The 26,109-nt window shown below is 51.9% G+C and carries 28 protein-coding genes and 3 tRNA genes; 13 read left to right on the plus strand and 18 right to left on the minus strand.

Annotated features, from left to right (window positions below; translation table 11 throughout):
• Positions 1–179: 179 nt before the first annotated feature.
• Complete coding sequence (locus tag ELR57_RS02785; protein WP_126957059.1) at positions 180–1,358, minus strand: MFS transporter; 1,179 nt, start codon at positions 1,356–1,358, stop codon at positions 180–182.
• 193 nt (positions 1,359–1,551) lie between these two features.
• On the opposite strand from ELR57_RS02785, the gene ELR57_RS02790 reads away from it, so the two are divergent.
• Positions 1,552–3,021: an aminotransferase class I/II-fold pyridoxal phosphate-dependent enzyme gene (locus tag ELR57_RS02790; RefSeq protein ID WP_158629907.1), complete on the plus strand. Its 1,470-nt coding sequence runs from the start codon at positions 1,552–1,554 to the stop codon at positions 3,019–3,021.
• Between the two features lie 130 nt (positions 3,022–3,151).
• Positions 3,152–3,580 (plus strand): DUF1885 family protein, encoded by a 429-nt coding sequence (locus tag ELR57_RS02795; protein ID WP_126957063.1) that lies wholly within the window; start codon positions 3,152–3,154, stop codon positions 3,578–3,580.
• Between the two features lie 81 nt (positions 3,581–3,661).
• Here the strand turns inward: ELR57_RS02795 and ELR57_RS02800 are convergent, their stop codons facing one another.
• The 3 genes from ELR57_RS02800 to ELR57_RS02810 form a co-directional block, all read right to left on the minus strand.
• A complete protein-coding gene (locus ELR57_RS02800) occupies positions 3,662–3,955 on the minus strand; it encodes a DUF1292 domain-containing protein (RefSeq protein WP_126957065.1) in 294 nt (97 codons plus the stop codon).
• Between the two features lie 112 nt (positions 3,956–4,067).
• A complete protein-coding gene (locus tag ELR57_RS02805; protein WP_126957067.1) occupies positions 4,068–4,649 on the minus strand; it encodes a copper amine oxidase in 582 nt (193 codons plus the stop codon).
• 87 nt (positions 4,650–4,736) lie between these two features.
• Positions 4,737–4,976: a hypothetical protein gene (locus ELR57_RS02810; protein WP_126957069.1), complete on the minus strand. Its 240-nt coding sequence runs from the start codon at positions 4,974–4,976 to the stop codon at positions 4,737–4,739.
• 186 nt (positions 4,977–5,162) lie between these two features.
• Here ELR57_RS02810 and ELR57_RS02815 point away from each other — a divergent pair, with 186 nt between their 5' ends.
• Entirely contained in the window at positions 5,163–5,900 is a 738-nt protein-coding gene (locus tag ELR57_RS02815) for an MBL fold metallo-hydrolase (RefSeq protein ID WP_126957801.1), read from the plus strand.
• Between the two features lie 237 nt (positions 5,901–6,137).
• Here ELR57_RS02815 and ELR57_RS02820 read toward each other — a convergent pair whose 3' ends face one another.
• Positions 6,138–6,359: a hypothetical protein gene (locus ELR57_RS02820; protein WP_126957071.1), complete on the minus strand. Its 222-nt coding sequence runs from the start codon at positions 6,357–6,359 to the stop codon at positions 6,138–6,140.
• A gap of 80 nt (positions 6,360–6,439) precedes the next feature.
• On the minus strand, positions 6,440–6,613 hold the full coding sequence (locus ELR57_RS27775) for a hypothetical protein (protein ID WP_158629908.1): 174 nt from the start codon (positions 6,611–6,613) through the stop codon (positions 6,440–6,442).
• A gap of 180 nt (positions 6,614–6,793) precedes the next feature.
• Between ELR57_RS27775 and ELR57_RS02825 the strand changes: the two genes are divergently transcribed.
• The 4 genes from ELR57_RS02825 to ELR57_RS02840 all read left to right on the plus strand — a co-directional run bounded on the left by ELR57_RS02825 (position 6,794) and on the right by ELR57_RS02840 (position 9,011).
• A tRNA-Val gene (locus tag ELR57_RS02825) sits at positions 6,794–6,869 on the plus strand.
• Between the two features lie 112 nt (positions 6,870–6,981).
• Positions 6,982–7,674 carry a hypothetical protein gene (locus tag ELR57_RS02830; RefSeq protein WP_126957073.1) on the plus strand — a complete coding sequence of 231 codons (693 nt, stop codon included), beginning with the start codon at positions 6,982–6,984 and terminating at the stop codon, positions 7,672–7,674.
• A 79-nt stretch (positions 7,675–7,753) separates the two neighbouring features.
• A tRNA-Val gene (locus ELR57_RS02835) sits at positions 7,754–7,829 on the plus strand.
• A 183-nt stretch (positions 7,830–8,012) separates the two neighbouring features.
• On the plus strand, positions 8,013–9,011 hold the full coding sequence (locus tag ELR57_RS02840) for an S-layer homology domain-containing protein (RefSeq protein WP_126957075.1): 999 nt from the start codon (positions 8,013–8,015) through the stop codon (positions 9,009–9,011).
• An 81-nt stretch (positions 9,012–9,092) separates the two neighbouring features.
• On the opposite strand, the gene ELR57_RS02845 is transcribed toward ELR57_RS02840, so the two are convergent.
• Positions 9,093–9,773 (minus strand): uracil-DNA glycosylase, encoded by a 681-nt coding sequence (locus ELR57_RS02845; RefSeq protein ID WP_126957077.1) that lies wholly within the window; start codon positions 9,771–9,773, stop codon positions 9,093–9,095.
• Positions 9,774–9,879: 106 nt separating this feature from the next.
• Between ELR57_RS02845 and dat the strand changes: the two genes are divergently transcribed.
• Complete coding sequence (gene dat, locus ELR57_RS02850; protein ID WP_126957079.1) at positions 9,880–10,719, plus strand: D-amino-acid transaminase; 840 nt, start codon at positions 9,880–9,882, stop codon at positions 10,717–10,719.
• Between the two features lie 103 nt (positions 10,720–10,822).
• On the opposite strand, the gene ELR57_RS27780 is transcribed toward dat, so the two are convergent.
• The 6 genes from ELR57_RS27780 to ELR57_RS02875 all read right to left on the minus strand — a co-directional run bounded on the left by ELR57_RS27780 (position 10,823) and on the right by ELR57_RS02875 (position 17,097).
• On the minus strand, positions 10,823–10,993 hold the full coding sequence (locus tag ELR57_RS27780) for a hypothetical protein (protein ID WP_158629909.1): 171 nt from the start codon (positions 10,991–10,993) through the stop codon (positions 10,823–10,825).
• Positions 10,994–11,107: 114 nt separating this feature from the next.
• Positions 11,108–11,398 (minus strand): MazG nucleotide pyrophosphohydrolase domain-containing protein, encoded by a 291-nt coding sequence (locus ELR57_RS02855; protein ID WP_126957081.1) that lies wholly within the window; start codon positions 11,396–11,398, stop codon positions 11,108–11,110.
• 73 nt (positions 11,399–11,471) lie between these two features.
• Entirely contained in the window at positions 11,472–11,999 is a 528-nt protein-coding gene (locus ELR57_RS02860; RefSeq protein ID WP_126957083.1) for a hypothetical protein, read from the minus strand.
• Positions 12,000–12,056: 57 nt separating this feature from the next.
• Positions 12,057–12,692 carry a response regulator transcription factor gene (locus ELR57_RS02865; RefSeq protein ID WP_126957085.1) on the minus strand — a complete coding sequence of 212 codons (636 nt, stop codon included), beginning with the start codon at positions 12,690–12,692 and terminating at the stop codon, positions 12,057–12,059.
• Positions 12,676–14,952: a sensor histidine kinase gene (locus ELR57_RS02870; protein ID WP_126957087.1), complete on the minus strand. Its 2,277-nt coding sequence runs from the start codon at positions 14,950–14,952 to the stop codon at positions 12,676–12,678. Before ELR57_RS02870 ends, ELR57_RS02865 begins: the two co-directional genes overlap by 17 nt.
• Before the next feature lie 105 nt (positions 14,953–15,057).
• Positions 15,058–17,097, minus strand: coding sequence for a serine hydrolase domain-containing protein (locus tag ELR57_RS02875; RefSeq protein ID WP_126957089.1), 2,040 nt, complete (start codon positions 17,095–17,097; stop codon positions 15,058–15,060).
• A 305-nt stretch (positions 17,098–17,402) separates the two neighbouring features.
• Here ELR57_RS02875 and ELR57_RS02880 point away from each other — a divergent pair, with 305 nt between their 5' ends.
• Together ELR57_RS02880 and ELR57_RS02885 are read left to right on the plus strand one after the other, a co-directional pair.
• Entirely contained in the window at positions 17,403–18,746 is a 1,344-nt protein-coding gene (locus tag ELR57_RS02880; protein WP_158629910.1) for a methyl-accepting chemotaxis protein, read from the plus strand.
• A gap of 143 nt (positions 18,747–18,889) precedes the next feature.
• Positions 18,890–19,132: a hypothetical protein gene (locus ELR57_RS02885; protein WP_126957093.1), complete on the plus strand. Its 243-nt coding sequence runs from the start codon at positions 18,890–18,892 to the stop codon at positions 19,130–19,132.
• 326 nt (positions 19,133–19,458) lie between these two features.
• On the opposite strand, the gene ELR57_RS02890 is transcribed toward ELR57_RS02885, so the two are convergent.
• Positions 19,459–19,905 (minus strand): hypothetical protein, encoded by a 447-nt coding sequence (locus ELR57_RS02890; protein WP_126957095.1) that lies wholly within the window; start codon positions 19,903–19,905, stop codon positions 19,459–19,461.
• A gap of 423 nt (positions 19,906–20,328) precedes the next feature.
• Between ELR57_RS02890 and ELR57_RS02895 the strand changes: the two genes are divergently transcribed.
• Positions 20,329–20,955, plus strand: a complete 627-nt coding sequence (locus ELR57_RS02895) for a hypothetical protein (RefSeq protein WP_126957097.1) — start codon at positions 20,329–20,331, stop codon at positions 20,953–20,955.
• Here ELR57_RS02895 and ELR57_RS02900 read toward each other — a convergent pair.
• On the minus strand, positions 20,917–21,153 hold the full coding sequence (locus ELR57_RS02900; protein ID WP_126957099.1) for a hypothetical protein: 237 nt from the start codon (positions 21,151–21,153) through the stop codon (positions 20,917–20,919). The genes ELR57_RS02895 and ELR57_RS02900 overlap by 39 nt on opposite strands.
• A 156-nt stretch (positions 21,154–21,309) precedes the next feature.
• On the opposite strand from ELR57_RS02900, the gene ELR57_RS02905 reads away from it, so the two are divergent.
• Positions 21,310–22,068, plus strand: coding sequence for a stalk domain-containing protein (locus ELR57_RS02905; protein ID WP_126957101.1), 759 nt, complete (start codon positions 21,310–21,312; stop codon positions 22,066–22,068).
• Positions 22,069–22,098: 30 nt separating this feature from the next.
• On the opposite strand, the gene ELR57_RS02910 is transcribed toward ELR57_RS02905, so the two are convergent.
• The gene (locus ELR57_RS02910; RefSeq protein ID WP_126957103.1) at positions 22,099–22,317 is read right to left on the minus strand and encodes a helix-turn-helix domain-containing protein; all 219 of its coding nucleotides are present in this window, start codon (positions 22,315–22,317) and stop codon (positions 22,099–22,101) included.
• 527 nt (positions 22,318–22,844) lie between these two features.
• Between ELR57_RS02910 and ELR57_RS02915 the strand changes: the two genes are divergently transcribed.
• Positions 22,845–23,909 carry a type I restriction endonuclease gene (locus tag ELR57_RS02915; protein ID WP_126957105.1) on the plus strand — a complete coding sequence of 355 codons (1,065 nt, stop codon included), beginning with the start codon at positions 22,845–22,847 and terminating at the stop codon, positions 23,907–23,909.
• A gap of 116 nt (positions 23,910–24,025) precedes the next feature.
• Here ELR57_RS02915 and ELR57_RS02920 read toward each other — a convergent pair whose 3' ends face one another.
• Positions 24,026–24,607 carry a restriction endonuclease gene (locus tag ELR57_RS02920; RefSeq protein WP_126957106.1) on the minus strand — a complete coding sequence of 194 codons (582 nt, stop codon included), beginning with the start codon at positions 24,605–24,607 and terminating at the stop codon, positions 24,026–24,028.
• Positions 24,608–25,831: 1,224 nt separating this feature from the next.
• Positions 25,832–25,920, minus strand: a tRNA-Leu gene (locus ELR57_RS02930).
• Positions 25,921–26,109 lie beyond the last annotated feature (189 nt).

Here is a 26,109-nt window from a genome sequence, read left to right on the forward strand (position 1 = left end):
CTAAGGTTTTTCCCCAGCTTAACGACCGAATCTTAAAGCCACCTGAAAAAGCCATGAGGGATGAGTTAACTTTATCCAACATAGGCTACGTATGCGTAAGCGCAAAAAAGCAAGGAACCTGCCGAACGGCAGCACGGTTCCTTGCCTAATGTTTTACTTCTTGGCATCCTGGCCGAACGTTATCCTTGCGCTTGAATATGCGCGCGGTCCGCGCTACGGAAACGGGCCAGAAGGCCGAGCGCGGCGAGCGACAGCGCGCCCGAGAGGACGAACGGCATCCACTCCGTCACGTCGAGGAGAGCGGTTCCGAGAAGCGGCCCCACGATCCGTCCCAAGCTGTCCATCGAGGAGCTCAAGCCGGAGGCCACGCCTTGCTCGACCGTCGTCTTCTGAGTGATCAGCGACGTCACGCAAGGGCGAATGAGCGAGTTGCCGATGCCGAAGATGCACAGGTACACGGTAGCCATGCCCCAATTGTTCGCGGTCAGCAGCAGGAAAAAGCCGACGGCGGAGATCACGAGTCCCGCCGCGATGTAGAAGCTCTCCTGCCCCTTCTTGACCCGGCGTCGCACAACTCCGCCTTGAATAAGCGCTCCCGCCAAGCCGCAGAAGAAGAACATCATCCCGACCTGGCGCGGGGTAACGTCGAATCGGCTCATGCCGTACAACTGCATCGTCGATTCGAGAATGGCCAACGAGAAGGTAACGAAGAAAGCGAGCACGTACAGGTTCTTGAGCGGCCCTTGGAACGCGGTCCAGCGGGATACCCTGGGCCTGCTGCGAATCTCGGCGCGACGCTCGGGAGGAAGCGATTCCGTCAGCTTCGCCCATGCGGCCAGGAATGTGATGAAGGCCAAACCCGAAGCCGCGTAGAACGGAGCCGACAGCGAGACCTCGCTCAGCACGCCTCCGACGAACGGCCCGAAGGTGAAGCCGAGACCGATGCTCATGCCCACGACGGCCATTCCCTTCGTCCGTTCTTCGGCGGTCGTGATGTCCGCTACATAAGCCACGATGCAGGCGGTAACCGCCCCGGAGAACAAGCCGCCGAGGAGGCGGGAGACGTACATGAGAACCAGGTTATCGCCAGCCAAGCCGAACAGAAGGAAACTGAGGCAGAAGCCGAGAATGCCGGTCATGATGATCGGCCTGCGCCCGACCCTGCCCGACAAGCCGCCCCACACCGGAGACAAGAGGAACGAGACGAGCGAGTAGAGCGCGAGCATCAGGCCGGTGTGCCAATTGGCCGACTCCGGGGCGATGTCGGAGACGGCTTGCGGAAGCACGGGAATAATGATGCCGAAGCCGATAAACGTCGTAATGAGCATAAGGGATACGATCGCGAGTTTGCTGCGCAAGAATGATTCTCTCCTTATTAACCGTGAGTTGACATGGTTTACATTCAAATATGGTAGCATAATCCTGGACGCGTTCCAAATGGATGGAGGAGATTCGCCTCAGAACCCGTTATTGCATTCCCCCCCATTTTTGCTATACTCATGCTTGTTCAGTTTACCGTACGTTACGGCATGGAAAGGTAGGAGCTTATCATTGAATCATTCCCGCACTCCCTTATTCGACGCCCTGCGTCGCCATGCGGAGCAACATCCGATACAATTCCACATCCCCGGCCACAAGACAGGCTCAGGCATGGATCCGGAGTTCCGCGAATTCATCGGTCAGAACGTGCTCGATGTCGATCTCATCAACATCGCGCCGCTTGACGACCTTCACCAGCCGGTCAGCGTCATTCTCGAAGCGCAGAAGCTAGCCGCGGATGCGTTCGGCGCGGATGCGACCTTCTTCTCCGTTCAAGGAACGAGCACCGCGATCATGACGATGATCATGTCGGTGTGCGGCCAAGGCGATAAAATCATCGTCCCGCGCAACGTGCATAAGTCGATCCTATCCGCCATTATTTTCTCCGGGGCACGGCCCGTCTTCCTGTCCCCGGCCCGAGACCGCAATCTTGGCATCGACCACGGGATTACGACCCGATCGGTTCGCCGCGCCCTGGAGCGCCATCCGGATGCCGCCGCCGTGCTGGTCATCAACCCGACTTACTTCGGCGTGTGCGCGAACCTGAAGGAGATCGTCGATCTCGTGCACGAATACGACATTCCGGTGCTCGTGGATGAAGCGCACGGCGCGCTGATTCACTTCTCCGACAAGCTCCCGCTCTCCGCCATGAAAGCCGGCGCCGATATGGCCGCGACCAGCGTCCACAAGCTGGGCGGCTCGATGACGCAGAGCTCCATCCTGAACATTCGGTCCGGCCTGGTCAACATCCAACGGGCGCAGACGATCTTCAGCATGCTCACCACGACCTCGACCTCCTACCCGCTGCTCGCCTCGCTCGACACGGCGCGCAGGCAGCTGGCGCTGCACGGCGAGGAATTGGTCGACCGGGCGCTGGAGCTTGCCGAGAAGGCTCGTTCGGCGGTTAACCAGATCGAGGGCTTATACTGCTTCGGCGAAGAGCTTCTGGGCGAAGAAGCCACCTTCGACTACGACCCGACTAAGGTTACCATTCACGTCCGCCATCTGGGCATGACCGGCTACGACGCGGAGAACTGGCTGCGGGAGAAGTACAACATCGAAGTCGAGATGAGCGACATGTACAACATCCTCTGCCTGGTGACGCCGGGCGACGACGAGCAGTCGATCGGCGTGCTGATCGAAGCGCTCACTCGCATGGCCGACGAGTTCCTCCATACCCGCGAGGTGAAGGAATTGGACGTGCGCATTCCGGAGATTCCCCATCTCTCGCTGACTCCGCGGGACGCCTTCTACGGCGAGACGGAGATCGTGCCGCTGTCCGAATCGGCCGGGCGCATCATCGCCGAATTCATCTACGTCTACCCGCCGGGAATCCCGATTCTTCTGCCGGGAGAGGTCATCTCGCAGGAGAATATCGACTACATTGTCGAGCACCTGGAGGTCGGCCTGCCGGTCAAAGGCCCGGAGGATCGCACCGTTCGCAATATCAAGGTCATCGTAGAAGAAACCGCAATTTCGTAAAAAAGAGAACCTAGCAAAGCCCCCGCAGACGCAGCCGACTCGGCTCGTTCGATCGGGGGCTCTTCCGTTCTGGCATCCATTGCCAGGAGGAGCGCTTTAATGCTATCATCTGGATCAAGGGGTGAAGCCGATGAGCCAGAGCGCATTCATCAAGCTTGTCCAAGGATCCGCCGCTTCCACGGTAACCGTAGAAGACATCAAGAGCAGTCTTCGGCATTACCTGGAGCAGACCGAATTGACCGGCCAACAGCTTGGCTGGAGCTATGCGGAAGCCGCGTTCCCCTACACCTTCGAGAGCAGAGCAGGAGAAGAGGACCGCTGGTTCTATCTGAAGGGCAAGAATCCGAAGTACCGCTTTATTCTGTTCGGAACCGCTTCATCTCCGGAAGGGCCGGAAGCCGAAGCTCCCGCTTGCATCCAGGTCGTTCTGCCGGAACAATCCACCCATGGAGACAAGGCCAAGGCGAACGAATACTGCAAGTGGCTGGGCAAGAAGCTCCAGGCGGAGGTCAAGCTGTTCAACGGCCGCACGATCTACTACAACCCGCGCAAGGGCTAGATAAACGCAGCAAGGGCTGATCATCGTCCCTACGGACGTCGATCAGCCCTTCGCTTATTCGCGGGAAATTGCCCGAGAGGATTAGCCCTCTTCTTGAGCGACCAATTCCTCGTATACCTTCATGACTCGTTCCCATTCCGCATCGTCTTCGATGTTCACGAGAACTTCGTCTTCCCCGTCTTCTTCTATGCGGAAGATGACGCCGTCGTCTTCCGGATCATTGCGGTCAAGCAGAACCGCATAGGCTTGATCGCCGCTCTCGAAAGTATACACAAGCACCATCTCATGTTCGTTGCCGTCTTCGTCCGTTACGATAAATACGGCTTCTTCGTCGTGCTCGTGGTTGCAGTTTTCGTCATGAACATGATCGCTCATGGTGAAACCCCCGTTCAGTCAATTGATTTTGCCTACCTCCGTATCCTAACATTTCCTAGTCACCCGGTCAAACGAAAGCGCCCGCTCTGCAAGAGAGTAGGCGCCTGTTCGATTATTTGGCAATAACGGTCTTCTCCGATACGAGCTGCATCGACGAGCTGTCCGTCGGCTTCATCCAGAAACGAACGGTATACTTGCCGCTATATTTGAATTCGTAAGAAATCTCGTCGGAGGTGAACCAGAAGTTGTCCTTATCGCTCGGGAAGTCGTTGTCGCTGCTCGTGCGGCCGTCAATCCACGTGCTGTCGCCGTAAGGGTCGGTAATCGTCACCTTGAAGCTGGAGATGCTCGTCTGGAGATTGTCCACCTGAGCGAACACCTGGAAGTTGAAGCTCTTCTGCTTGGTCACCGAGCCGAACGGCTTGGAGCCCATCATCAGAAACATATGAACGTTAGGCTTATAAATGGATATCTTCTTCGTGCTGTCATCGTAGACAACAATGCCTTGAACCAGGTCTCCAAGCGACTTGGCGGAGACGTATGCGTCCTTGCCGACGATGGCCGTATCGGCATCGGTTACTTCTTGCTTGTTGAAAATGACTTTGACCTTCTGACTGATGGTGTCTGCGAACACGCCCGTGCCGAACGAAAAAGTCAGCACCACGGTCAGGATTAGAAACTTGCGGAAATTCATCCTCAATTCCCTCCGTCGCCCATTTCCTTGTATGCAATTGGTTATACCAAGGGCCGCGGGAAAAGTTGCGGGGAGTTTAAAAAAATTTTAATTTTTCACGAATGCGGCTACGGGCCTGGCCGCCGGAGGCAGCGAAAGGACGCAGGGCACCCCGCAGCCGATCGCTCCGGGAGTAGACATCCGCTTCAAATAATCCATCCCGCGGTGGCAAGGAGTCTTGCACGCGGCGCAGACGTCCGAAGTGACGATTCGCATCTGCGGCCGTTGGCTGTCCGCGGATGTTTTCTTTTTCTTAACGACTTTCTTGCCGGCCGCCGGCTTGTTCATATCGCATTCCCCTCGGTTGAACGAATCTTACTTCCACAGGGTATGCGAAGAGTAGCCCAGGGGTGCTTATTAAGGGCAGTTCTCTCCTGGATAAGGAAGGAATGCTTTTGCAAGGGCAAGAAATATGCTACATTTATGAATAATCATGTCAGGTTTCTACTATTGCGTCTTAGCGGAACCGGGAGGCTGCAGATGGATATTCAGATGATCGGGACAGGCAGCGCGTTCGCCAAAACGTATTACAACAACAACGCCCTTCTTCATTCCGAAGGCCGCACTTTGCTCATAGACTGCGGCATCACCGCCCCAATCGCTCTTCATGAGATGGGGATTCCTATGGATAAGATTGACGGGGTTCTCGTCTCCCATATCCACGGCGACCATATCGGAGGGCTCGAGGAGCTCGCTTTCCAGAACCTCTATGTCTACAATAGAAGGAGAATTCCGCTCTTCATCGCGGAGGACCTTGTCGATCCCTTGTGGAACCGCTCCCTTCGCGGCGCCATGGAGCAAGGCGAATTCCGCCGGCTGTCGGATTATTTCGACGTGAGGACGCTGTCCGCGGGCGTGCCGGAAGAGATCTTGCCCGGTCTTCAAGCCGAGCTGCTCCTGACCGATCATGTGCCGAATAAGAATAGCTATTCCTTCTTGTTTAACGATACGTTCTTCTATTCCGCGGATATGGTGTTCAGTCCCGAGCTGCTGGAACATCTCGTTCGGGATAAGGGCGTCGAGACGATCTTCCACGACTGCCAGCTGCACGAGCCGGGAATGGTTCACGCCTCGCTCCCCGAGCTGTTGACGCTTCCCGAAGACATTCAGTCCCGCATTCGCCTGATGCACTATGGGGACGACCGGAATCGTTTCGAGGGGAAAACCGGGCTGATGAGCTTCGTGGAGCAGCGCCGGGTCTATCCGCTTTGACAGCAATTCGATATGGCTCCTTCCTTCATCCGCGTATATAATGAGAGGACCGTGCTTGGAAAGGTGTTGAAACCGATTGGTCGCGACTTACGTCATTGCAGGCATCATTGCGGTACTATTGATTGTTATGATCTTCTGGGTTACCGGCAAAGCCTACTCCCGCAAATGGGATGAATAAACCGAACAAGCTCCGCGGCGGCGCTAACCGCTTGCGGAGCTTGTTCATGTTCCAGCGCTTTACCATCTGCCCGAATACGAGGGGGAGATCTGGACGTCGGAGGATCGGGAATAGACGTCCCCGATGACGCCATGAGAGCGGTTCCCATAAACATTGGCGATCACATTCTTCTCCCCCGTATCGGAGAAGCGCTGCTGACAAGCGCTAAGGCTAATCACCGCAACGACCGACAGCGCCGCAGCGCCAATTCTCAACCCGAAGCTTCCTTTTCCCGTCTGCATGCATTGGCGCTCCTTGGACATGTTGGAATACAGCCCCATGTTGCCCTTGAACGCGGTCGGTTATTCGCTCCTGCTCCCTCCTAATTCCCATTCTGCTCCCGCTCCTCTTCCCAATCCCGCTTCTGCCAGGTGATTCGCTTGTCGTATCCGATCGTATCCTTCGTTACCAGGGTCCTGACCACCGCGAGCACGATGCCGATCAGAACGAACAACCCGATGAGCCATATCAATAGATACACCGGTTCGTTTTTCATAACCGCTGCCTCCCGTACAGATGTCGTTGTTCATATGTACGCAGGCCATGTCTCTTTCATCCCTTCCAATGCGGAGTTCGGGCGAAAAATTTGGCGTCTATTGTGCAAAAAAAGAACGGCGTTATCTAGTTGACTTCAAGCCTCAGGCTTGGTATTATTCTACTTGTCCGCTTGAGACGTGATCTGGTAGCTCAGCTGGGAGAGCACTACCTTGACAGGGTAGGGGTCACAGGTTCGATCCCTGTCCAGATCACCATCCATCAAACGCAACGAGCCCTTGATCCTTCAAGGGCTCTTCTTTTTTTGCCTGCTCAACGTTTAGTTCGCGCTCCCTTGACCCACAATGGTTGTTGAAGGAGTGGATCAACATGAAACCAAGCAAATTCAACCTCATGAAGCGTCGCTTGCTGGCTGCCGCTCTCGTGATGGCGCTGCCCCTGTCCTCCGTCTCCGTCGCTGCAGCGGCCGACGATGCGGCCGTTCCGCCCGCCTCGCTCCACGAGCGCCATGCTCCGCATGATCTGGAGACGCTTGGCGCCCTTGGCCAGGACGGCAGCAACTCGCTTCTGAAGCTGCTCAAGCTGGATGAAGCGACCTTGCGTTCGCGCCTGAACGCCGGCGAATCGCTTGCCGATATCGCGAAATCGCAAGGCGTGGAGAAGCAGAAAGTCATCGACCTGCTGGTCAAGATGCAGAAAGAACGCGTCGCCGAAGCCGTCAAATCGGGACGCATTACCGCCGACCAGGCTAAGCAAATCAACGAGCGAATCGTTGAACACACGACCCGCATCGTCGAAAGCAACGGCGGAGCTTGGCATGGCCGAGGCCATCAGCATCACTCCAAGCGCCTGGACGAAACGGCCCAAGTGCTCGGCATGAGCTCGGATTCGCTGCTTCAAGAGCTGAAGAACGGCAAGACGATCGCGCAGATCGCCAAGGAAAAGGGAATCTCCGAGGATGCTCTGGTCACCAAGCTGCTCGACAAGGAACGCGCGCGCATCAAAGAGCGCATCCATCGGGTCTGGGGCAAGGCCAACCAAACCAAAAGCGAACAAAAATAAAAAGAGCAATAAATTTGCGAAAACCCTCTTTACTTCTCCGCGAACAGCCGCTATAATAGGTCAAGTCGTCACATTACTTGATCTGGTAGCTCAGCTGGGAGAGCACTACCTTGACAGGGTAGGGGTCACAGGTTCGATCCCTGTCCAGATCACCATCCATAACATCGATAAGCCCTTGGGATCCAAGGGCTTTTTTTATTGCATATGCGTCGTTATGCCGGAGTTCAGGATCGGAACCGAAATCCTTGAGCGCAGTCGTGCAACCTTTTCCGCCCTATCGCGTCTGAGAGGGTAATCGGTTGGATAAATAAAGGATAGAACCTGAAGGAGGAAGTAGAATGGCCATGAAACCTAGGAAGACGGCGAGCGCGATCGCGGCCGTCGCCCTCTCCTGCGTCCTGCTCAGCGGCTCCGCGTTCGCGTTTAGCGATATCGAGGGAGATCCGGGCTCCAAGCAGATCTTGGACCTCCGCGACCGCGGAATCGTGCAGGGAGTCGGCAACAACGCCTTCAAGCCGCAAGCTCCGGTAAACGGAGCGACGGCCTTGACGCTTATCGTCAAAGGATTGGGGCTTAATATCGACAACAAACGGTTCTTCAAAGAGCCGAAGGCCAGCGACTACTTCAGCATCGTGAAGGACAACGCGCCGTATGCCATGACGTTCATCATCGCCAAGGAGAACGGACTCGATATTCCCAAGGATATCGATCCGGCGAAGAAGATCACCCGGGAGCAATTCGCGCACTGGCTGTTCCAAGCGATCTCTACCAAGGGAGATTACGCCTACACCGAGCAATACATGCTCCGCGGGGATGAGGACAAGGTGACTCCGGCCTTCTCCGGCAGCATCCAGAAGCTGCTGATCGCCGGCATCGCCCAGTTGGATAAGAAGCAGAACTTCCGCCCGCAGGACACGATCACCCGCAGCGAAGCGGCGATTCTTCTCGACAACGCGATCCAATTCGTGGAGAAAACGCCGACGGTCGAAACGGAGACGCCTCCCGCTTCCGTGTTGAGCGATGTGAAACTGACTTCCGGCGCGTATTCCAGCGACATCACGAAAGTGACGCTGACCGCCACGGCCCCTCATCCCGGCTACGGCTTCGAGGTAGCCAGCATCGAGTTCCAGGGAGGCAACGCGATCGTGAATTACCGCGCGCTTCCTCCCGATCCCGATAAGATGTACGCCCAGGTGCTGACCGAAGTAACGGCCGTCGCGTACATTCCGGCAAGCTATAAGCCCGTGCTCGGAACGGATGAATGGAATTCGTCGGTCTCCTCCCCTCCATCGGAAGGCGGAGCGAGCGGCTCGACCGGCTTCCCGATCTACGAATAACCATCGAATATTCGCCAACGAGAAAGGCAGTCCCCAGAGCTAGGTAACCCGGCTCTTAGGACTGCCTTTTCTCATTATTCATCAGGAGAGCGCCGGAACGCTCCAATCGATCTCCTGCTGCCCGTTCTCGCGCAGGAACGCGTTCGCCTTCGAGAACGGCTTGCTTCCGAAGAAGCCGTTGTGCGCCGACAGCGGACTCGGATGCGCCGAAGCGAGCACCAGATGGCGGGAGCGGTCGATAAACGCCGCCTTCTCTTGCGCATTCCGCCCCCAAAGGATAAATACCAGCGGGCGTTCTCTCTCGTTGAGCGCGGCGATCACCGCGGTCGTGAACGTCTCCCAGCCAAGCTTCTTGTGGGAGTTGGGGAGTCCGTCCCGGACCGTCAGCACCGCGTTCAGCAGCAGCACGCCTTGCTTCGCCCAGTGCTCCAGGAAGCCGTGGTTCGGAATCGGGTGGCCCAGGTCGCTCAGAATCTCCTTATAGATGTTCTGAAGCGACGGCGGGGTGCGGACCCCCGGAAGCACCGAGAAGCTGAGCCCGTGGGCTTGTCCGGGTCCGTGGTACGGATCCTGCCCCAGGATGACGACCTTCGTCTCCTCGTAGGAGGTCAGGTGCAGCGCCTGGTAAATGTGGTTCATGTTCGGGTGAATCGTCTGTTCGCGGTATTCTTGGGCCAACTGGCTGCGAAGCTGCTTGTAGTAAGGCTTCTCCAGCTCCGGCTGCAGCAGCGGCTCCCAATCGTTACGGAAAATTGCAGTCATAAGGCGAGGTTCCTCCAGCGATAAAAAAGGTTTACAATAGCAATAGTTATCTTCATTATAACAATCAATAGGCAATCGATCATAGGGAGAAAAGAGGGAACCTCGAATGGGCAGCATTTATCTGTACAACAACCGTTTCTTGTCGGCGGAGGAAGTGGCGATCTCGCCGGAAGACAGGGGCTATTATTACGGCGACGGCATCTACGAGGTATTCCGCGTCTACAACGGCCGACTCTTCGAACCCGGTCTTCACTTCGACCGGCTTGAACGCACGGCGGCCGGCCTGCGTCTGAATCTTCCGATGGACCGCTCCGCTCTCCTGGAGAAGCTGGAGGAGCTTGTCCTCCGCAATCGCCTGAACGAAGGAACCCTCTATATTCAGTTCACTCGCGGAGCCGCTCCTCGTTCCCTTCCGTTCCCCAAGGAAGCCGAGCCTTCGCTCATGGCCTATACGACCGAGGTCGCGCGCCCCGTCGCCGCCATGGAAGCCGGCATCCGCGCCAAGACGGTCGAGGACATCCGGTGGCTGCACTGCGACTACAAGACGCTTAATCTGCTCCCTAACGTCCTCGCCAAGCAAGAGGCGGTCGAGGCGGGAACGGACGACGCCATCCTGCATCGCGGCGGCACCGTCACCGAATGCAGCGCCTCCAACATCATGATCGTCCGCGACGGAGTTATCCTGACGCATCCGGCCGACAACCTCATCCTGCACGGCGTCACGCGCGCCGTCGTGCTGCGCCTCGCCCATGCGGCCGAGCTCGCCGTCCTCGAGCGCCCCTTCACGCTCGAGGAGCTGCTCGGCGCGGATGAGGCGTTCATCACCGGCACGACGGTCGAGGTCACTCCCGTCGTCTCCGTCGATGGCCAAGCGATCGGCTCCGGCGCCGCCGGTCCCGTCACCCGCAGGCTGCAGCGGGACTTTGCCGCCGCCATCGGCCTCTAGAGTAGGCGCAACAAGCGAATCCCCCCTGACAGAGCGGTTGTCGTTAGCCGCTCTGTCAGGGGGGATTTTTCCACCTATTCGCGTTTACGGTCGGGGATTAGGATCAGTCCACTTCTATGCTGAACACGACGTAACGGTTGAGATTGTCTTTGTTCTTCTCTTCCTTATCGACCACCCGATAATCGTCCGGCGATTCATCATTCACAACGAAGTAAGAGCGCTCATTGTCGCGGTACAGTTTCTTGGCCAAATCGATCGCATATTGCTTCGTCATCGTGGTTCCCCCACCTTAATCAGGTTAACTTACGTTTTTCTAATTCCACGTAATGGGGACAAATTCCTCTCATTATTCTCATGCCAATATATGACATTGCTTCAGGTCTTAGCTTCAGGCCCACGTTCTCCGCTCGTTAATCTCCAGCTTCCGCTTGAAAGCCTGCTCCAGATCGATGTCCAGCTTGTTCGCCAGATCGAAAATATTCCAGACGACGTCGTACATCTCATAGCCCAGGTTGTCCCTCTTCTCCCTATCCGGATGGAAAGAGACCGTCAGGACTTCCTTCGCGAGCTCTCCGACCTCCGTCATCAAATACAGGACTCGCTGCTCGATCGTGCTGGTATCGAATCCTTTCTCCTTGCTGAATTCCCGTACATAACGTTGAAATTCCGCTGCGTTCATTCTCCCGATTCCTCGCTTTCGATAAGGCTAGCTCTCTTAGATTGTACAGTCGAGATTGCGAGGGTCAATACACTTATTGAATATCGGTCACTTCCCACGTGTTCCCGGCCTTCCTGACCCCCATCGTCAGCCTTCTGCCCAGATGAATATCAACCGGCGACGGGAAGCTGTCGACCCTCGGCTGCTGGTCCTCGTAGGTATAGACCCTGACCGCATATCGGGAGTCCGAATCCGCGCTCTGGATCTCCAGCGACACGACGATTTCGCCTTGCCGCAGAATGGGCTTGCCGATATAGGTATTCGCGTCCAGGAAGCTCTTCATCTCCTCCAGCACCTGGCGCTGCTCCTCATTCGAGAAGGTCATTACCGGCAGAACGGGCTTGAGCTGATTCAGCAATCCGTCGTATTCCTTCAGGTAATTCTCAAGGTTACTCTTCAGCCCGTCGATCACCTCAGCGGAATCGGTTGGCTCTGCAGTCGCTTGACTGAACTCATGAGCGCCGGTATTTCTCTCGTTCTCGTTCTTCTCATCGACGCACCACCGGACAATCCCGACGATCAGAACGGCGCACAGCAAATAGGCGGCGATTCTATAGCTCAAGCTTGTCACTCTCCTAGGTTATCTTCCCAAACGTTACTCTATGTCCGTCGGCTGGTTCTACCTTTCTTCCGAGCTTTCCCAGAAGGAACCTAGCAAGCCTTTCTCATACCCCTTGGCCACGGCCCCGATCCGCGACTTGACGCCGAGTTTCTGATGGATGGACGTCAGGTGGTACTCCACCGTCCTCTGGCTGATGAACAGCTCGGCCGCGATTTCCTTGTTCGTCTTCTCCTCCGCGACCCTTCGAAGGACTTCCCGCTCCATCCGCGTTAATGGCTCCGATTCCGCGCGCCACATCTTCTCCGCTACGAGCGCATGGCCCAGCATGCTCTGTTTGATTGCGTTAATAATCTGCGGGTAGGGGCTTTGCTTGGATAAATACGCATGAACGCCTATCTCATAAGCTTTCTTATAAAATTCGTCATACATGTAACCGGACAACGCGATTATTTTCAAAGAGTGCCCATGCTTCTCCTTTAGCGTCTTCCCCAATTCGAAACCGTTCATTCGCGGCATCGCGATATCCATAACGAGAACATCGGGCGGGTTGTTGTCGATCTCCGCAAGCAGCTCCAACGGATCCCCGAAAGTGCGCAGCACTTCGATATCCGGATCCTGCTCCAGCCGCCTCTTCAACCCATCCAGGACAAGAGGATGGTCATCGAGCAGAATAACGCTAATTCGGGACTGCATAAGCGCGTTCCTCCGTTTCTAGCGGCAGCATCAATTGGACGGATGTTCCCTGGCCGGGCAGCGAATCAATATCCGTCTCCCCGCCTAACTGTCGGATTTGACTATGCAAGGATTGGATTCCGAACCGCTTACCTCCTGTCGGCAATGGCTCGAGTACGCTCGAAACATCGAAGCCGCATCCATTATCCCGAACCCCGCAATAGAGATATCGTTCGTCGTTCCATAAGCGAATCGTCAATCGGGTCGCTCCGGAATGCTTATACGCATTGTTCACCAACTCCCGTACGGCCCGGAACAGGTTCGCCCGGATCAGCTCGTTGCGAGGCTCCCCCTGCCCCAGTTCATAGACGAGCTCGGCTTCGATCCCTACCTTCGCTCTCTGCTTCTCGCTGCGAATCAGCCACTCGATAGCCGGCTTCAAGTCCCCATGATCGAGGATCGGCGGATGAAGATCGTCGCAGAGAGAACGGATGTCGCTCTGAGATTCGTAGATGCATTTTAACCATAGCGCCACTCGTTCCTTGTCCGGCTTCCCGGTATCGATCAGCTCTTCCAAGTCCCGGGAGATAAAGATCAAGTTCTGCAGAAGCCGATCGTGCAGAAAATAAGAAGTTCGAACCCGTTCGGCCTCCTGAGCTTCAAGCAGCGACCTATCAATCCTTCTCTCACGGTAATCGCAAGTTCCGCCAATGCTCATCATATGGACGACGATCAACTCGGCGATTTCGCTCAATCCCTGCCTATCCGCCTCAGACAATTCGGAAGCGCCGGTCCCGATCCCGATATAGCCGAACGTCTCTCTGCCGTCCGATGGGTTCTTCAGCTCCAGTAAGCGATCGAAGCCATGGGAGGAGGCCCATTTCTTCCCTTCCCGCGGCGCCATAATGCCCGATTCTCGAAGCTCTTGTCCAATCGGCTTGTATTTGCCCGTCCCGTGAATAAGGGCAGCCGGGCCATCCTGCCAGATGAGGCATACGTCGCGATCGCCTAACCGCTTGCTGACCCCTTCCGCAAGAAGGGCAAGGAGCTTGCGAGCGTTCCGCTTATCCTCCAAGACAGCGAACAGCGCTCGTCTCTGCCGTTCCAGCTTCTCTCCATGGAGATCCGTCTTGCTCGGATAACGCAGCAAGCCTCTCCGATAGAGGAGCGTAATCGCAAGAAAACCAATAAACGGTAGGTAAAGCGGCAAAGGCCGGACTCTGGCCGATAGAACGAACAAGATGAACACAGCGATGCCGTATAAAACATGCACCGTCAGCCTTGGAAAAGAAAGGCGCATATCGAGCAAACTCCGTTTGACGAGGATATAGGTAAAGAACAGAGAGAGGGGAACAACGGCAATCAGAGCAACCTTCATTGGAAGAATAAATGGCTCATGGAGAAGGATAGGGATCGCATAGAGAAAGGTGTACGGAAGCAAGCTGAGAATCAGGCCCGCGAAGAGAAGGCGAAGCTGACTGCGCTCGATTCGGTCGATTATTCCCCAGCTTCGCCCGGTTATGCCCGCGAGCAGCAGAACGGTCCCCAGCAAAGCCATATTCAGCACATCGGATATCCACTTGGAAACCTCGACTTCAGCAAGAATTAAAGAGGCAATGATAATCGTAAAGGCGATTGTTCCGACCAAATAGACCCTCTTAAGCTTCTTAAACCGGAGAACGGAGGTTCGAAAGAGAAACTGCAAATAGAACGAGAGCAGCAGATACGGAAGCCAAATCGAGCAAAAGGTAAGCAGAAGCAGCGACAGACTGCCTCCCGGGGAATAAATACTGAGGATGACAAGGGCAAGAATATAATTCAAGTTGAAAAAGGAGCGGATGACGACGGACTCCGGCTGTTTTCTGAGGGCATAAATCGCTAAACCCAGAAGCGCAGCCTCCATGGCTAGCGAGAGCGCGGTCCCGGACGATCGGCTGAAGACAGGACGTAAATCGGCGAGCCGGCCGTCAGGCTTGGCGACCGATAAGGAGTCCGCTTTGCGCAGACGGTAGGCTTCGCCTTCAGAGGTCAATTCCGCTTTCGGATCAAGGGCTCGGATACGATCTCCGGGTTGAAGGCGCCAATCGGCGGCAAGACCGCCTTCATCCACCTCTTCTATCAACCAGCTGCCATCCGGCAAGGGCTGCAGGACAACCCCGATATACGGGGATAGAAAAGAATGAATATGGATATAAGCGGCAAGCAAGAAGTATAAAACGAGAGCCGCATAGATGCGCCATCCGTATTTACTCCTTGCGACAAGGCGGAAATCGATAGCCATCGCGTTAGATCACCCCGACCAAGTATAACATTCTTTTGACGGAAAATGGATATCGGCCATGCTCCGGAGAAGCACGGCCGAGCGATTGATAGTCAGAAAGAATGGTTAGGGATAACGGTACAGCATGGCGGCTGCCTCTTGCCGGAGCATGGGGCGCTTGGAGTGGTAATCGTATGCCCCGTCCGCATCCGGAACCACTTCCGGGCCGTAGTAACCGCTAGCCACAATATGGCGTACCCCCTCGAGAGCCCAAGAGTCGGTTTGGCCGATTAATTTAGCTTCGCCGGGCGTCGCTCCAAGCCCCAACCGCAGCAGCCGGGACAAGATGACCGCCGCCGCCTCCCGGGTGATGAAGCGATCCGGCTCGAATGTCCCGTGGGTAGTGCCCGTTATAACGCCCCCCTCGAGAGCGGTCTGAATCTCCGCTGCATAGGGGCTATTCGCGGAATCCTTAAAGATGACCGGTTCCTCCGACAATCGAACACCGAAGGTAGGAATCAGCCAGCCGACGAATTGCGCTCTCGTAATGGGCCGCTCTGGCCTGAAGTTCTCCTGATCCTCCCGTTCCAGCAAGCCCTGCTGCCGCAAATAGAGAATGGATCTCGCATAAGGAGAATCCTGAGGTACATCCGCATAGAGCTTGGCGTCCGGCAGCCTCTCCGACCAACTGTCCGCTTTGTTATATTGAAAGTAAACGATGCGCCCCCGATCGTCCCTTTTGAAAGCGGCCATTCTGCCCGTATCATCAACAAAGAGCAAGTCCTTCAGCTGTTTTAGTTCATGAACGCCATAGGAGTCCGTAACGATAAGCGCGCCGTCGGCCGCTTCGATATCGTAATGCCAGGCCGGCAGCCGCAGATCCCGGTAGATGCCTTCGAGCTCTTCCAATTCGCTCTTGGAGGGGTTCAAATAGACGGGGGCGGCCGCGTCCTGAACGGGGAAGTAATGGTCCATGAAGCTCTGGTACAACAAGCTTCTTATAAGGCGGGCATCCTTCGAGCTGTTCAAAGCGACGAACAATCCCGTTTTCCGCTCCGGCAGCAGCCACTGCTGGGATTGGAAGCCTGACGCCGCACCGCTTTTATCGATGACGTACTGCCCGTTATTGAATGCGGGAAAACTCGATTCGAAGCCGTAGCCTACTCCAGGGATATCCGGATGAATCGAAACGCTGTACCTCTCCATGGCTTGCATGGACGACTCCCGCAAGACTGCCCGGTCGCCAAGCCTGCCCCCATTAAGCTCGGCCAGCATAAACCGCGCCATATCCGCTCCCGTGGACATCAGCCCTCCGTCCGGAGAGTTATAGGGATAGGTCGTATATGGGGCTATTGGCTGCCCCGAGACATCATAAGGAGTCGCCAGTTCGTCCGACAAGTCCGGCGTATACACGAACCGGCTGTTCTCCATGCCAAGCGGCACAAAGATATGCTCCGCCACATAATCCTCGAACTTCTGCCCCGAAGCTTGCTCAACGATGTACCCAAGCAGGTTATAGCCGTAATTGTCATAACGGAACGCTTCTCCCGGCTTGCGAATAACGGTCGGCATGTAATCCTTAACGAAATCGTCAAGCCCGTAGGAAGGACCGGACGGATCGCCCTCATCTTCGGGAATGTCCGTAAAATCAAACCCGCTCGTATGCGTCATCAAGTCTCTTGCCGTTAACGGAGAGCCCGTTCGATTGACGATCTTCATCCCCTTCAGATAGTCGTTCACATCCCGATCCAGGTCCAGCTTCTTCTGCTCCGCCAGCTGCATGACCGCCATGGCGGTGAAGGTCTTGGAGATCGACGCAAGCCGGAATACCGTTCGTTCGGGGTCGACAGGCTTCTTTAAGGCCAGATTCGCATAGCCATAGCCTTTATTCAGCAGCACCTTGCCGTCTTTGACCACCGCGACGGAGGCTCCAGCCAGCGAAGCCTTCACTTCCGGACGCTCAAAGAAGCCGTCCATGAAGGAGGCGACCTCTAGAGGGTCAGAGGGTCCATTAGCTTGTGCGGCAATAGAAGCAGAGGCAGCGGCCGTTGGCGAGGACAAAGCGGATGGCGTTGCGGCATAGGCGCCCGGACCGGACAGACTTAGAGAGAAGAGAATGGCGGACGCCATGATTTTGCTAAGTCCCTTAATTAGCTTGAAGGTCATCGAAGGTCTCCTTTGTTAACCAATATAGAAAAGCTGCTTCCTTGCGAACAAATCGTACCAGATGGACCTTCAAGCTCGAATCCGTATTCGACTGCAGATTTGCGGTGCATGACCGCCAATAATATTGCGGCATCACGCAATCGCGGAACGAGGATCATCGGGATAAGAGATAGCCTTCAAGTCCCATTCCTCCACTAATTGACATTCCATTCCATTTAATGAAGTTTTATCAATGGTTGAAAGGTATAAATTGTTATAATATGTTGCTAGCTTTCATTTTTCGACAAGTATTGGGGGAATCGATTGTGTGGAAGAAGTCAAAGCAGCAGAACGACGCATCTACAAGAAGCAATGCAGCATCGGATTCGGGGCGTTCTCCTGCACTGGATAAATTCTTGACGAGCTTGAACGGTTCGGACAAAGTCGCAAAGCCAAGCCACAGCATTCAAGAACGATACGCGTATTTGAAATTCAACGACAAGTCGATGGCGATCAGCGCAGAGGCGCAAGCCGTTATTGCTCCGCACATGAAGGAGCTATTCGACAAAGTCTTTTTGGAAACGGAACACGAAGGCTTCAGGGGCTTCTATCAAAATCCCGACGGCAGCTGGCTTGCCGACCGTTCCGAAATCGAGGGCTATTTATTTACTAACTTCAGCAACAACTTGAGCGATGAAGTCACTGCCATAACGGAGCAAGCCGCACAAATGTACGTTTACACGAAAGTACAAATCGCTTGGTATACGGCCGTGTGGGATCGGCTTCTTATCGAGGTTCTGCCGATCCTGGCAACCAAGTTCACCGATGCGCAGGTGCTGGCAAGAGTAACGCAAGAGATCATTCGCTTCATAAGCATTCAACGCCAGCTCGTGCTAGAGAAGTTCAAAGCGGCTCTAGACGCGGATAAAGAGAAAGCTCAAGATCAGGTCAAAGAAGAGTTCAAAAACAGCCTCGGCGGAGCCATCGACAGCCTGGCGGCGATGAGCGAAGAAAGCGGCGCCAGCTCGCAGGAGATGCAGGCGCAGATGGAGCAAATTCGCATCAATGCCGACGAGGGCGCCAAGCTGTCCCAGCAATCGAACATCCTGTCGAACAAAGGCAAGGCCCAGCTCGACGATACGGTTGTCTCGATGAGAGAAATCTCCGAGAATACCGCTATGGTCGACGAGAGCGTGAACAACCTGCAGCGAACGGCCGGGAACATCATGGCCCTGTCCGCCACGATTACCGACATCGCGAACCAGACCAATCTGCTGGCGCTCAACGCATCGATCGAAGCGGCGCGAGCCGGCGAGCAGGGGCGCGGATTCGCCGTTGTCGCGCAAGAGGTTCGGAAGCTGGCCGAGGAATCGCGCGTTGCCGCCCAGCAGGTATCGGACCTCGCGACGAACACGTCCAATCAATTCCATGAGGTCGCTTCTCGCGTAAGCAGCATTCAATCTTCGGTGCAGACCTGCAACGAGAGCTTATCGCTCACCGAGGAAGTGTTCGAGAGCATTCTGACGGAAAGCTCCAAGTCGAACGAGCAAATCCAACTCATTCAGCAGGAAGTCGCTCAGATGACCATCGTCGTCGAAGAGATCGCCAAGGTCGCAAGCGAGGTGGCGGAGACGGCCGAGCAATTGAACGGGGCGGTTAAGACATTCTAATCGGAAATTAAAGCAAACAGCTGCCCGTTGGGCAGCTGTTTTAATTCGCGCAGTTAAAATTATCCCTTGCATTTAGAGGATATTTGCTGTAACGTAATCCTCCTGCAAAGATCAAAAACTAGCATAAAGAAAGAGGTATTCGAATGAAAGACATCTGCGAGACTCAGTACGGCGAAGTCATTGTGGTAACGACCCAGAAACCAAACTACACTTGGGAAGTTACCGTAAGTTCGAATGAAATTATTTATTCTCGCTTCTTTTTTGATCAGCATAGCGCCAACCTTGTTCACAAAAAGGTCAAGGAAGAACTTGGCCGCAACAAAACGGTAGCGGTTGAAGAAGAGTTGCGAGAAATTATGAAACGCAGCATTGGAATCAATTATTAAGTCAGCGGACGGAAAGGGACTTGCACTAAGTTGCAGGTTGCCTTTCCGTTTTTGCCTTAACACATCTGATTTTCGAGGTAAAATCTCCGGAAGAATGACTAGATCGCTGACAATTGCGGTTAGAGGCAAGCATACTCGTTTCCCGTTATAGCGCCAGATAATATGTCCTCAGACAAACACCCCGCCGCACAGCCCATTAGCAGCTCTGTTCCCCTGCCTTGCCTTGCGACACAGCCGAATAATAAGAAATAAAAGAAAGGCCGCCGCCCCAACAGTAGGACGACGGCCGATCTCAAACCTCACAAATTGGTGTCGCAAAAAATTTATTAGTTGAAAATGAACGTGTATGATTTGCTAGAGCTGAAATCACTTGCCGAATGGCCATGAACACGGAAATATAAGAGGTCATTCGGTCCAACACCCCAACCAATGTTGGAGCTACCCTCAATTCCTCCAGCACCGGCCTGATTGTAAGAATCCTTGTCTACAGTTCCATCCTTGTGGACCCAAAGCACGTCAATATCAAGATTAACCCCTGATGGGCAAACAAGTACAGGGTAAACAACAACACTCCCGCTGGCATTGGGATTGGCAACAACAAACCAATCACTGTCTGTGGAGGAGTCAATATACCCCGTGTAGACATTACCGGGTAACGAATTCTTTGCAGTAGCCGGACCATCATATACTCCAGTAGTAGCGAATGCCGATTGGGCACCGGCTAACATCATTACACTCAAGCAAACAAGCATCATAGTTCTAAACTTTTTCACTATCACACCTCCACTAGATTTTGTTAATCCGGCCGGATTTAAATATAATTTAGCATTAATTGGGATCTATAAGATACTTATTTTTGTATTATTTAGGGAATTTTTAGGAATATTAATACTCACAGTCTAAGCTGCGGATAACAGCGAGAATGGAAAAGGCGACTGCCGAACCTCCTTGGAGATTGTCAGTCGCCCTCTTGCAGCTATTACCAAATTATTACTAATGTGGTCTCACATCCCGCACCCTTTCCCCTCAGACAGCTCTAGCGAGGCTGATTCGAGCGGTAATAGCAAAGTAATATCACATAAGAAACTCTTTAAGCCGCTCTTAAATAGTCGGTTTTTCTTTTTAAGGAAGGATATAGGATTATTTCGTCGAATAAAGGGTCTTTATACCCATAAATTATACGAGGAGGATGTAAGGTGGAGATCGAAGCTGTACCCGCTCAGGAGTCCTTGCCGATCGTCAAACAGAAGGCGTTAATACAACAGCCGCTATTTATTATCACGCTTCTCCTAGCAATTGTCTCTGTGGCTGGCGTTGGGTTCTTATATCAAAAGAATGGGGATTTGAAAAAGCAATCAGACGCTCAACTGGCCTCATTAGATGACTTGTCTAAGAAAATCGAAGCCTACAGGGCTGACTCAAGCAAACTTTCCAATCTTCAAGAGAAATCAGATGCTCTTTCTAAGGTGGCGTTTCTTGTCTCAGAACAGCACGATATCGAGGGAGCGGTTGTTACTGACGACTTTACTGTCGATAAAGTTTACCTTGGTGTGCAGGATAGTGGGGAATTGAACATCACCATCGACATAAACACGCAACCGCAGATGGCGCTCCATTATACGGGCCAAGGTGCTTTTGACCTAAGTGACCGCGAACTACGTGCGAAAAGTCTTGCTATCATCAACGAGGTCAAGGACAGATATACATCAAATGCGACTGACCAAATGCCAAAGTGGGATGACTCCTCCGTTTACCTAACAATTAAAAATTACGCGATAGGAGATTCAACTTCCGGCGAGTTCAAACTTGTTGGCGAAAAGTAAACAAAACAAAAAAACGCCCACCGACGGAGGCTCCCCTAAGAGTTCCGCCAGTGGGCGGAAAGCCTGCTTATCGCAATAAAAGTCGCGGGCGCTGCCGTCCCTTACGGAATGAACCGTAACGATGCGCTGCGACAGTTCACCTTTGCCGTTTTGGTAAATAACTTCTACACGACGTCCGATAAACTTCTCGATGGTCATATCTGCCTATTCCAATAAGAACGTTCGTTCTTGCAGTATATGCGAACACAAGTTCTCGTTAATAAAAGTTTCCACAATTCCCCATTATGTTGTAAAATAATGTCGACCATGTAATAGCAAATACCCCAGCCGATGGGGAATATTTAGGAGTCTCTTATGAAAAAAAAAGTGTTGATTATGCTCGTTATTGGATCGCTCATGTTGCTATCCGCTGGGATCGGGGCTTATGCCGCATCGAAAATGACCCTAATTGTTAATGGTAAGGTTGCAAGCGCAGAACCAAAGGTCATAAATGGCACTACATACGTTCCTCTTAGAGCAGCGGCAGAATTGTTAAATGCAACTGTAGGGTACGACAAAGGGACAAACACTGTAACAATTACGTCTAAAGCTGATACTTCTAGAAATAACTCTACCGCAGGTGGACCTAATCAGCCGTCTCAATCAGCCAGTCAACTTGGCTTCTCTAGGAAGAATCCGGCGCCGATCGGCACGACTCTTTCTTTTGATCAAAGCGGAATCCTTGAAAAGTATTCAGGGGAAATGACGCTTGAAGAAGTAATTAGAGGTCAAGAAGCGAACGATCTTGTTGCTGATGCTAATATGTTCAATGATGAACCAGATGCTGGTTACGAATATTTGCTGGCTAAAATTCATGTAAAGATAACTAAAAATAATAAATCGGATGCAGCCGTAGACATCAATACAGCGCAATTTACTTTAGTTTCTTCGGATGGCAAAGATTATTCCAGAGGTCTAGTTGTTCCACCAGATCCCGATCTGAATGCAAATCTTTACGAAGGTGCATCTGCGAGCGGTTGGGTAGCGTTCCAAGTTAAAACCACAGATGCAAGTCCTCTAATCACTTTCGGTAGAAAGTATGATGGAACTGGCGGACTTTGGTTCAAACCATAGAGAGTTGATAAAACAAAAAGAGCAGTGAGGTTATCCCTCCTGCTCTTCTTCTTTATATTCGATTAATTCCGATGCATCCGTTATCCCGAGCTCTTTCGCTATCTTATTAAGGTTCTCCACCGACCATGCTTTCGACTTATTCTTCATCATATCGTCGATCGTGTTCCAGCGAATGCCGGTGGCCTCGCTTAACTGCCGGGCATTCAAGCCCTTGGTCCCCATTACCGCGCACAACTTTAATCTAATCATCCGAATCACCTCACCCTAAGTTTACGTGATACCTACAATCGATTCAACTATCTTCGTTGAAATTTAACGGTAATCGTTGTTTAATTATAAGTGTATGGGTGACGAGTTAAGATCTTCCGGAAAGGAGAACAGCGCATGAAGGAGTGGGTTGGGCTCCCAACGGCAATCATCCAACTTATAACAGCGGCCTTACTTTTGGGCCAAAGCCGACTTTTCCTTGCTCGGGAACCTTTAGACTGGTCTCAGGTAGGATGCACAACTCTAGATACAGCTTGAGAAATCGCTTAAGAGATCACTTGATCAATTCCAGTTGTAGCCTCTCCCATCCCGAGCGTCCCAAATTCCGCCCCCTATTTCTGATATTTCAGCCGATTATCCATATTAGTGTTTTATGCAACGCTACTAATATCGCATAAAAAATCTAAATCCTTTATATTAGTTTCCACAATTACCCATTGTGGTGTAAAATAATGTCGATCACGTGAGAGCAAACTCCCCAGCCGATGGGAACTACTTAGGAGAGAACTATGGAAAATTTCATTGATCAAATTAAATCACTGTCTCGCCGTGTTCAGAAGATGAAAGATAATATCCATACGGAGGAAGCAACTAAGACGTCAGTTATTATGCCTTTTTTCCAGTTACTCGGCTATGACATTTTTAACCCAGAGGAATTCGTTCCTGAATTTGTAGCTGATGTAGGCATAAAAAAAGGGGAAAAAGTGGATTACGCAATTCTTCAAAATAATAAACCCGTAATTCTTATCGAAGCGAAATCGATCCAAGAAGAACTTTCGAAACACGATTCTCAGTTATTCCGATATTTTGGTACGACTGTAGCAAAATTCGCAATCTTGACGAATGGCATTATTTATCGATTCTACACCGACCTTGATGAACAAAACAAAATGGATGCAACACCTTTTTTCGAATTTAATTTGTTTGATGTTAAGGACCATCAATTGGTTGAATTGAATAAGTTTCAAAAAGACCAATTTAATGTTGAAAGTATTAATTCAGCGGCAGCTGAACTTAAATATACAAATATGATTAAATCGTTTCTAAAAAAACAATGGGATGTTCCTTCCGATGAATTCGTATCCTTTATCCTCTCGGATGTTTACCCTGGGAAGAAAACCAAACAAGTTATTGAAAAGTTCAATGGGATTGTAAAAAAGTCGTTGAAAGAGTTTGTTAATGACCTATTAAACGATAAGTTGCAGTCAGCCTTAGCAAAAACAAACGATGAACCTGTAGCTGCACATGTAGAAGTGGCCTCAGCATCTGAAATAGCAACAGATCAACCAGAGGTCATCACAACGCCTGAAGAGATTGAAGGCTACATAACAATTAAAGTGTTATTGAAAGATGTCATCGCTCCAGAACGTATACAATATCGCGATAATCTTAGTTACTTCAATATTTTAATAGACAATAGCATCCGAAAGTGGGTTTGCAGACTACATTTGAACTCAGCGAACTGGTCAGCCACATTCAACGATGAGGCATCAACAACAGTAAAGATTTCATCAATTTCTGATCTCATCGACCATAAAGAAAAAATTATCGAAGTCGCAAAGAAGTTTGAATAATTATTGTTCCTTAAAATAAAGAGCAGTGAGATCATTCCTCCTGCTCTTTATTTGTGTATTATTGTTAAATGTTGTTTTAGAGCAAATAATAAACTTGAAACAACATTTCACTCATCTCACCTCTGTTTGTTCTTAACGTTCCACTTCCTCCATTTCCCAAATTTTCCCTTAAGTACTCCACCGTGCCAGTACTCCACTTTAAACTGATCCGCTTCCTTCTTCGCAGGACCTGTCAAATCTGAAGTTGTAATCAGCAAAGTCAACATGCAATTGTGATTCCGCTTGGCTGCCACGAGCTCCCGAACAGTCTGGACGGGGACCAAGTTATGGTCAGCGTAGCATTTTGCCTGCACTGCCGTTCGCTCGCCACGTTTGTCAACAATCACAAGATCCACTCCACCGTCATTCCCGCCAATTCCAACTTCATGAACGACGTAACCCTGATCCCGGAAGTACAGGGCCAGCAAACGCTCAAACTCAGCTCCATTCAGATCATCCAGTGGCCTAGATATAATGACCTCGTCTGGTCTGCATGTTTTCGAACTTCTACTAGTTTTCTGCTCCGATGTTCTAGCTTTCTGCTTAGTTGCATTTGTTGGACGCCGTGTTCTACTCCTTCTCTTCTTCTGCGGCTGTAGTAAGCCTGCAATAACACCAAGTGCTACAATTGCAATAAAAAACAAAATAATTCCCTTCATACACACCCTCACCCTAGCTGTTGTCTTTTCATCTTAAAACATTTGGGTAAATTTTCCTACAAAAAAATTTGTGATAGTTCTCTAACGACATTGAAGGACACCGAAAGGTGCCCTTAAGTAATGGGATATTCTCATTTGCCGTACTCTTAATCCTGTACTTGTTCATCAATTACTACACCAGCCTCTTGAAGAGGCTTGAGCAACGGAAAAAATGCTGGAATAGATGGCAGGCAAGTGCTAACAGAGCAAAAATGCCTCAACCCATATAAAAGTAAAGGGACAAAAAAAACAGGAGGGTGCAGCCCTTCCAGCCCAAAGAAACGTGACAAATCCGCACAGTAATTAGGATGAGTGGGTCAGTGACGAAGCCAGCGCATGTTGTTCCTTCAAATCACTTTCAGCAAAGTTTACAAAACATTTGGTCATTGTAAGGTCTGTATGACCTAAAGTGCGTTGTAGTGCTAAGGCGTTACCCCCGCCCTATAAGAAACCAAGAGCAAATGAGTGCCTAAGATCATAAGGTACGATCATTTTTCCGATTTTCTCAGTATACATTTCAATACGATCTCCCCATGTATGTCGTGTAAGGTCGCTCCCTTCATTCGTACTAAATATCGGTGTTGCCTTCTTCCACTCCTTTGGTCTACTCGCAATGAGCTCACTAATAGCCTCTGCCGTTTGTGGACTTAAATTAAGCGTCCTAGAGACTCCTAGTTTTGGCGCTCTCCGCTCTCACATACATTTATTAGCTCTTGCATTAAAATCATCTGGAATCAACGAGAAGGCCTCTTTTGGGCGGATTCCTGTATCAAGCGAAAGTGTAAGATTAAAGCATAGACCCGTAACCCTGCATAAGTTGACTACCAAAAGCATAAGAAAAATGATTAAAGAACCAACTCACACGTCACTTGTAATCGTCCAAGGTTTGATTACTTATCCCCTGTGCCTACTTCCAGGAAAAAACTGCTCTAATGTTTCTCCCCATATCGTGGGAATATACTCCCTGATCTTCTAAACTTTAGCTCTTGCTATCGTATTGAGTTATCTCGAATTGATAACCTTGACACCCTCTCTATCGCTGTGGGCAGGTACATCGTAGCGAAAGCAGCCGAAAAGTTATGAATACTATGTAATGAAAAAAAGCCCTAATGCGGCGATTAACCACACAGGACTCCTTATGTAACTTGGGTAGATGCTAAACAATACAAAGTACGTAAAAACTAATGGTGCCGAGGACGGGGGTCGAACCCGTACGTAGGTCACCCTACGCAGGATTTTAAGTCCTGTGCGTCTGCCAATTCCGCCACCCCGGCATGTTGATGGTAAAGCTGGACCAAGCTTGGCTCGTTTGGTCAACGAGGTACATAATACCATGAAGTAGCATGCCCCGTCAAACAAAAATAGAGGTTGTCGCTTAGCCGCAGGGCGAAACCGGATTACGCCGGTCCTACTCCGCATATATCCCCCAAAAACAAAAAAAGCCTTGACTCATCAAGGTTCTG

The sequence above is a fragment of the Cohnella sp. AR92 genome, from assembly GCF_003990975.1.
Taxonomy (GTDB): Bacteria; Bacillota; Bacilli; order Paenibacillales; family Paenibacillaceae; genus Cohnella.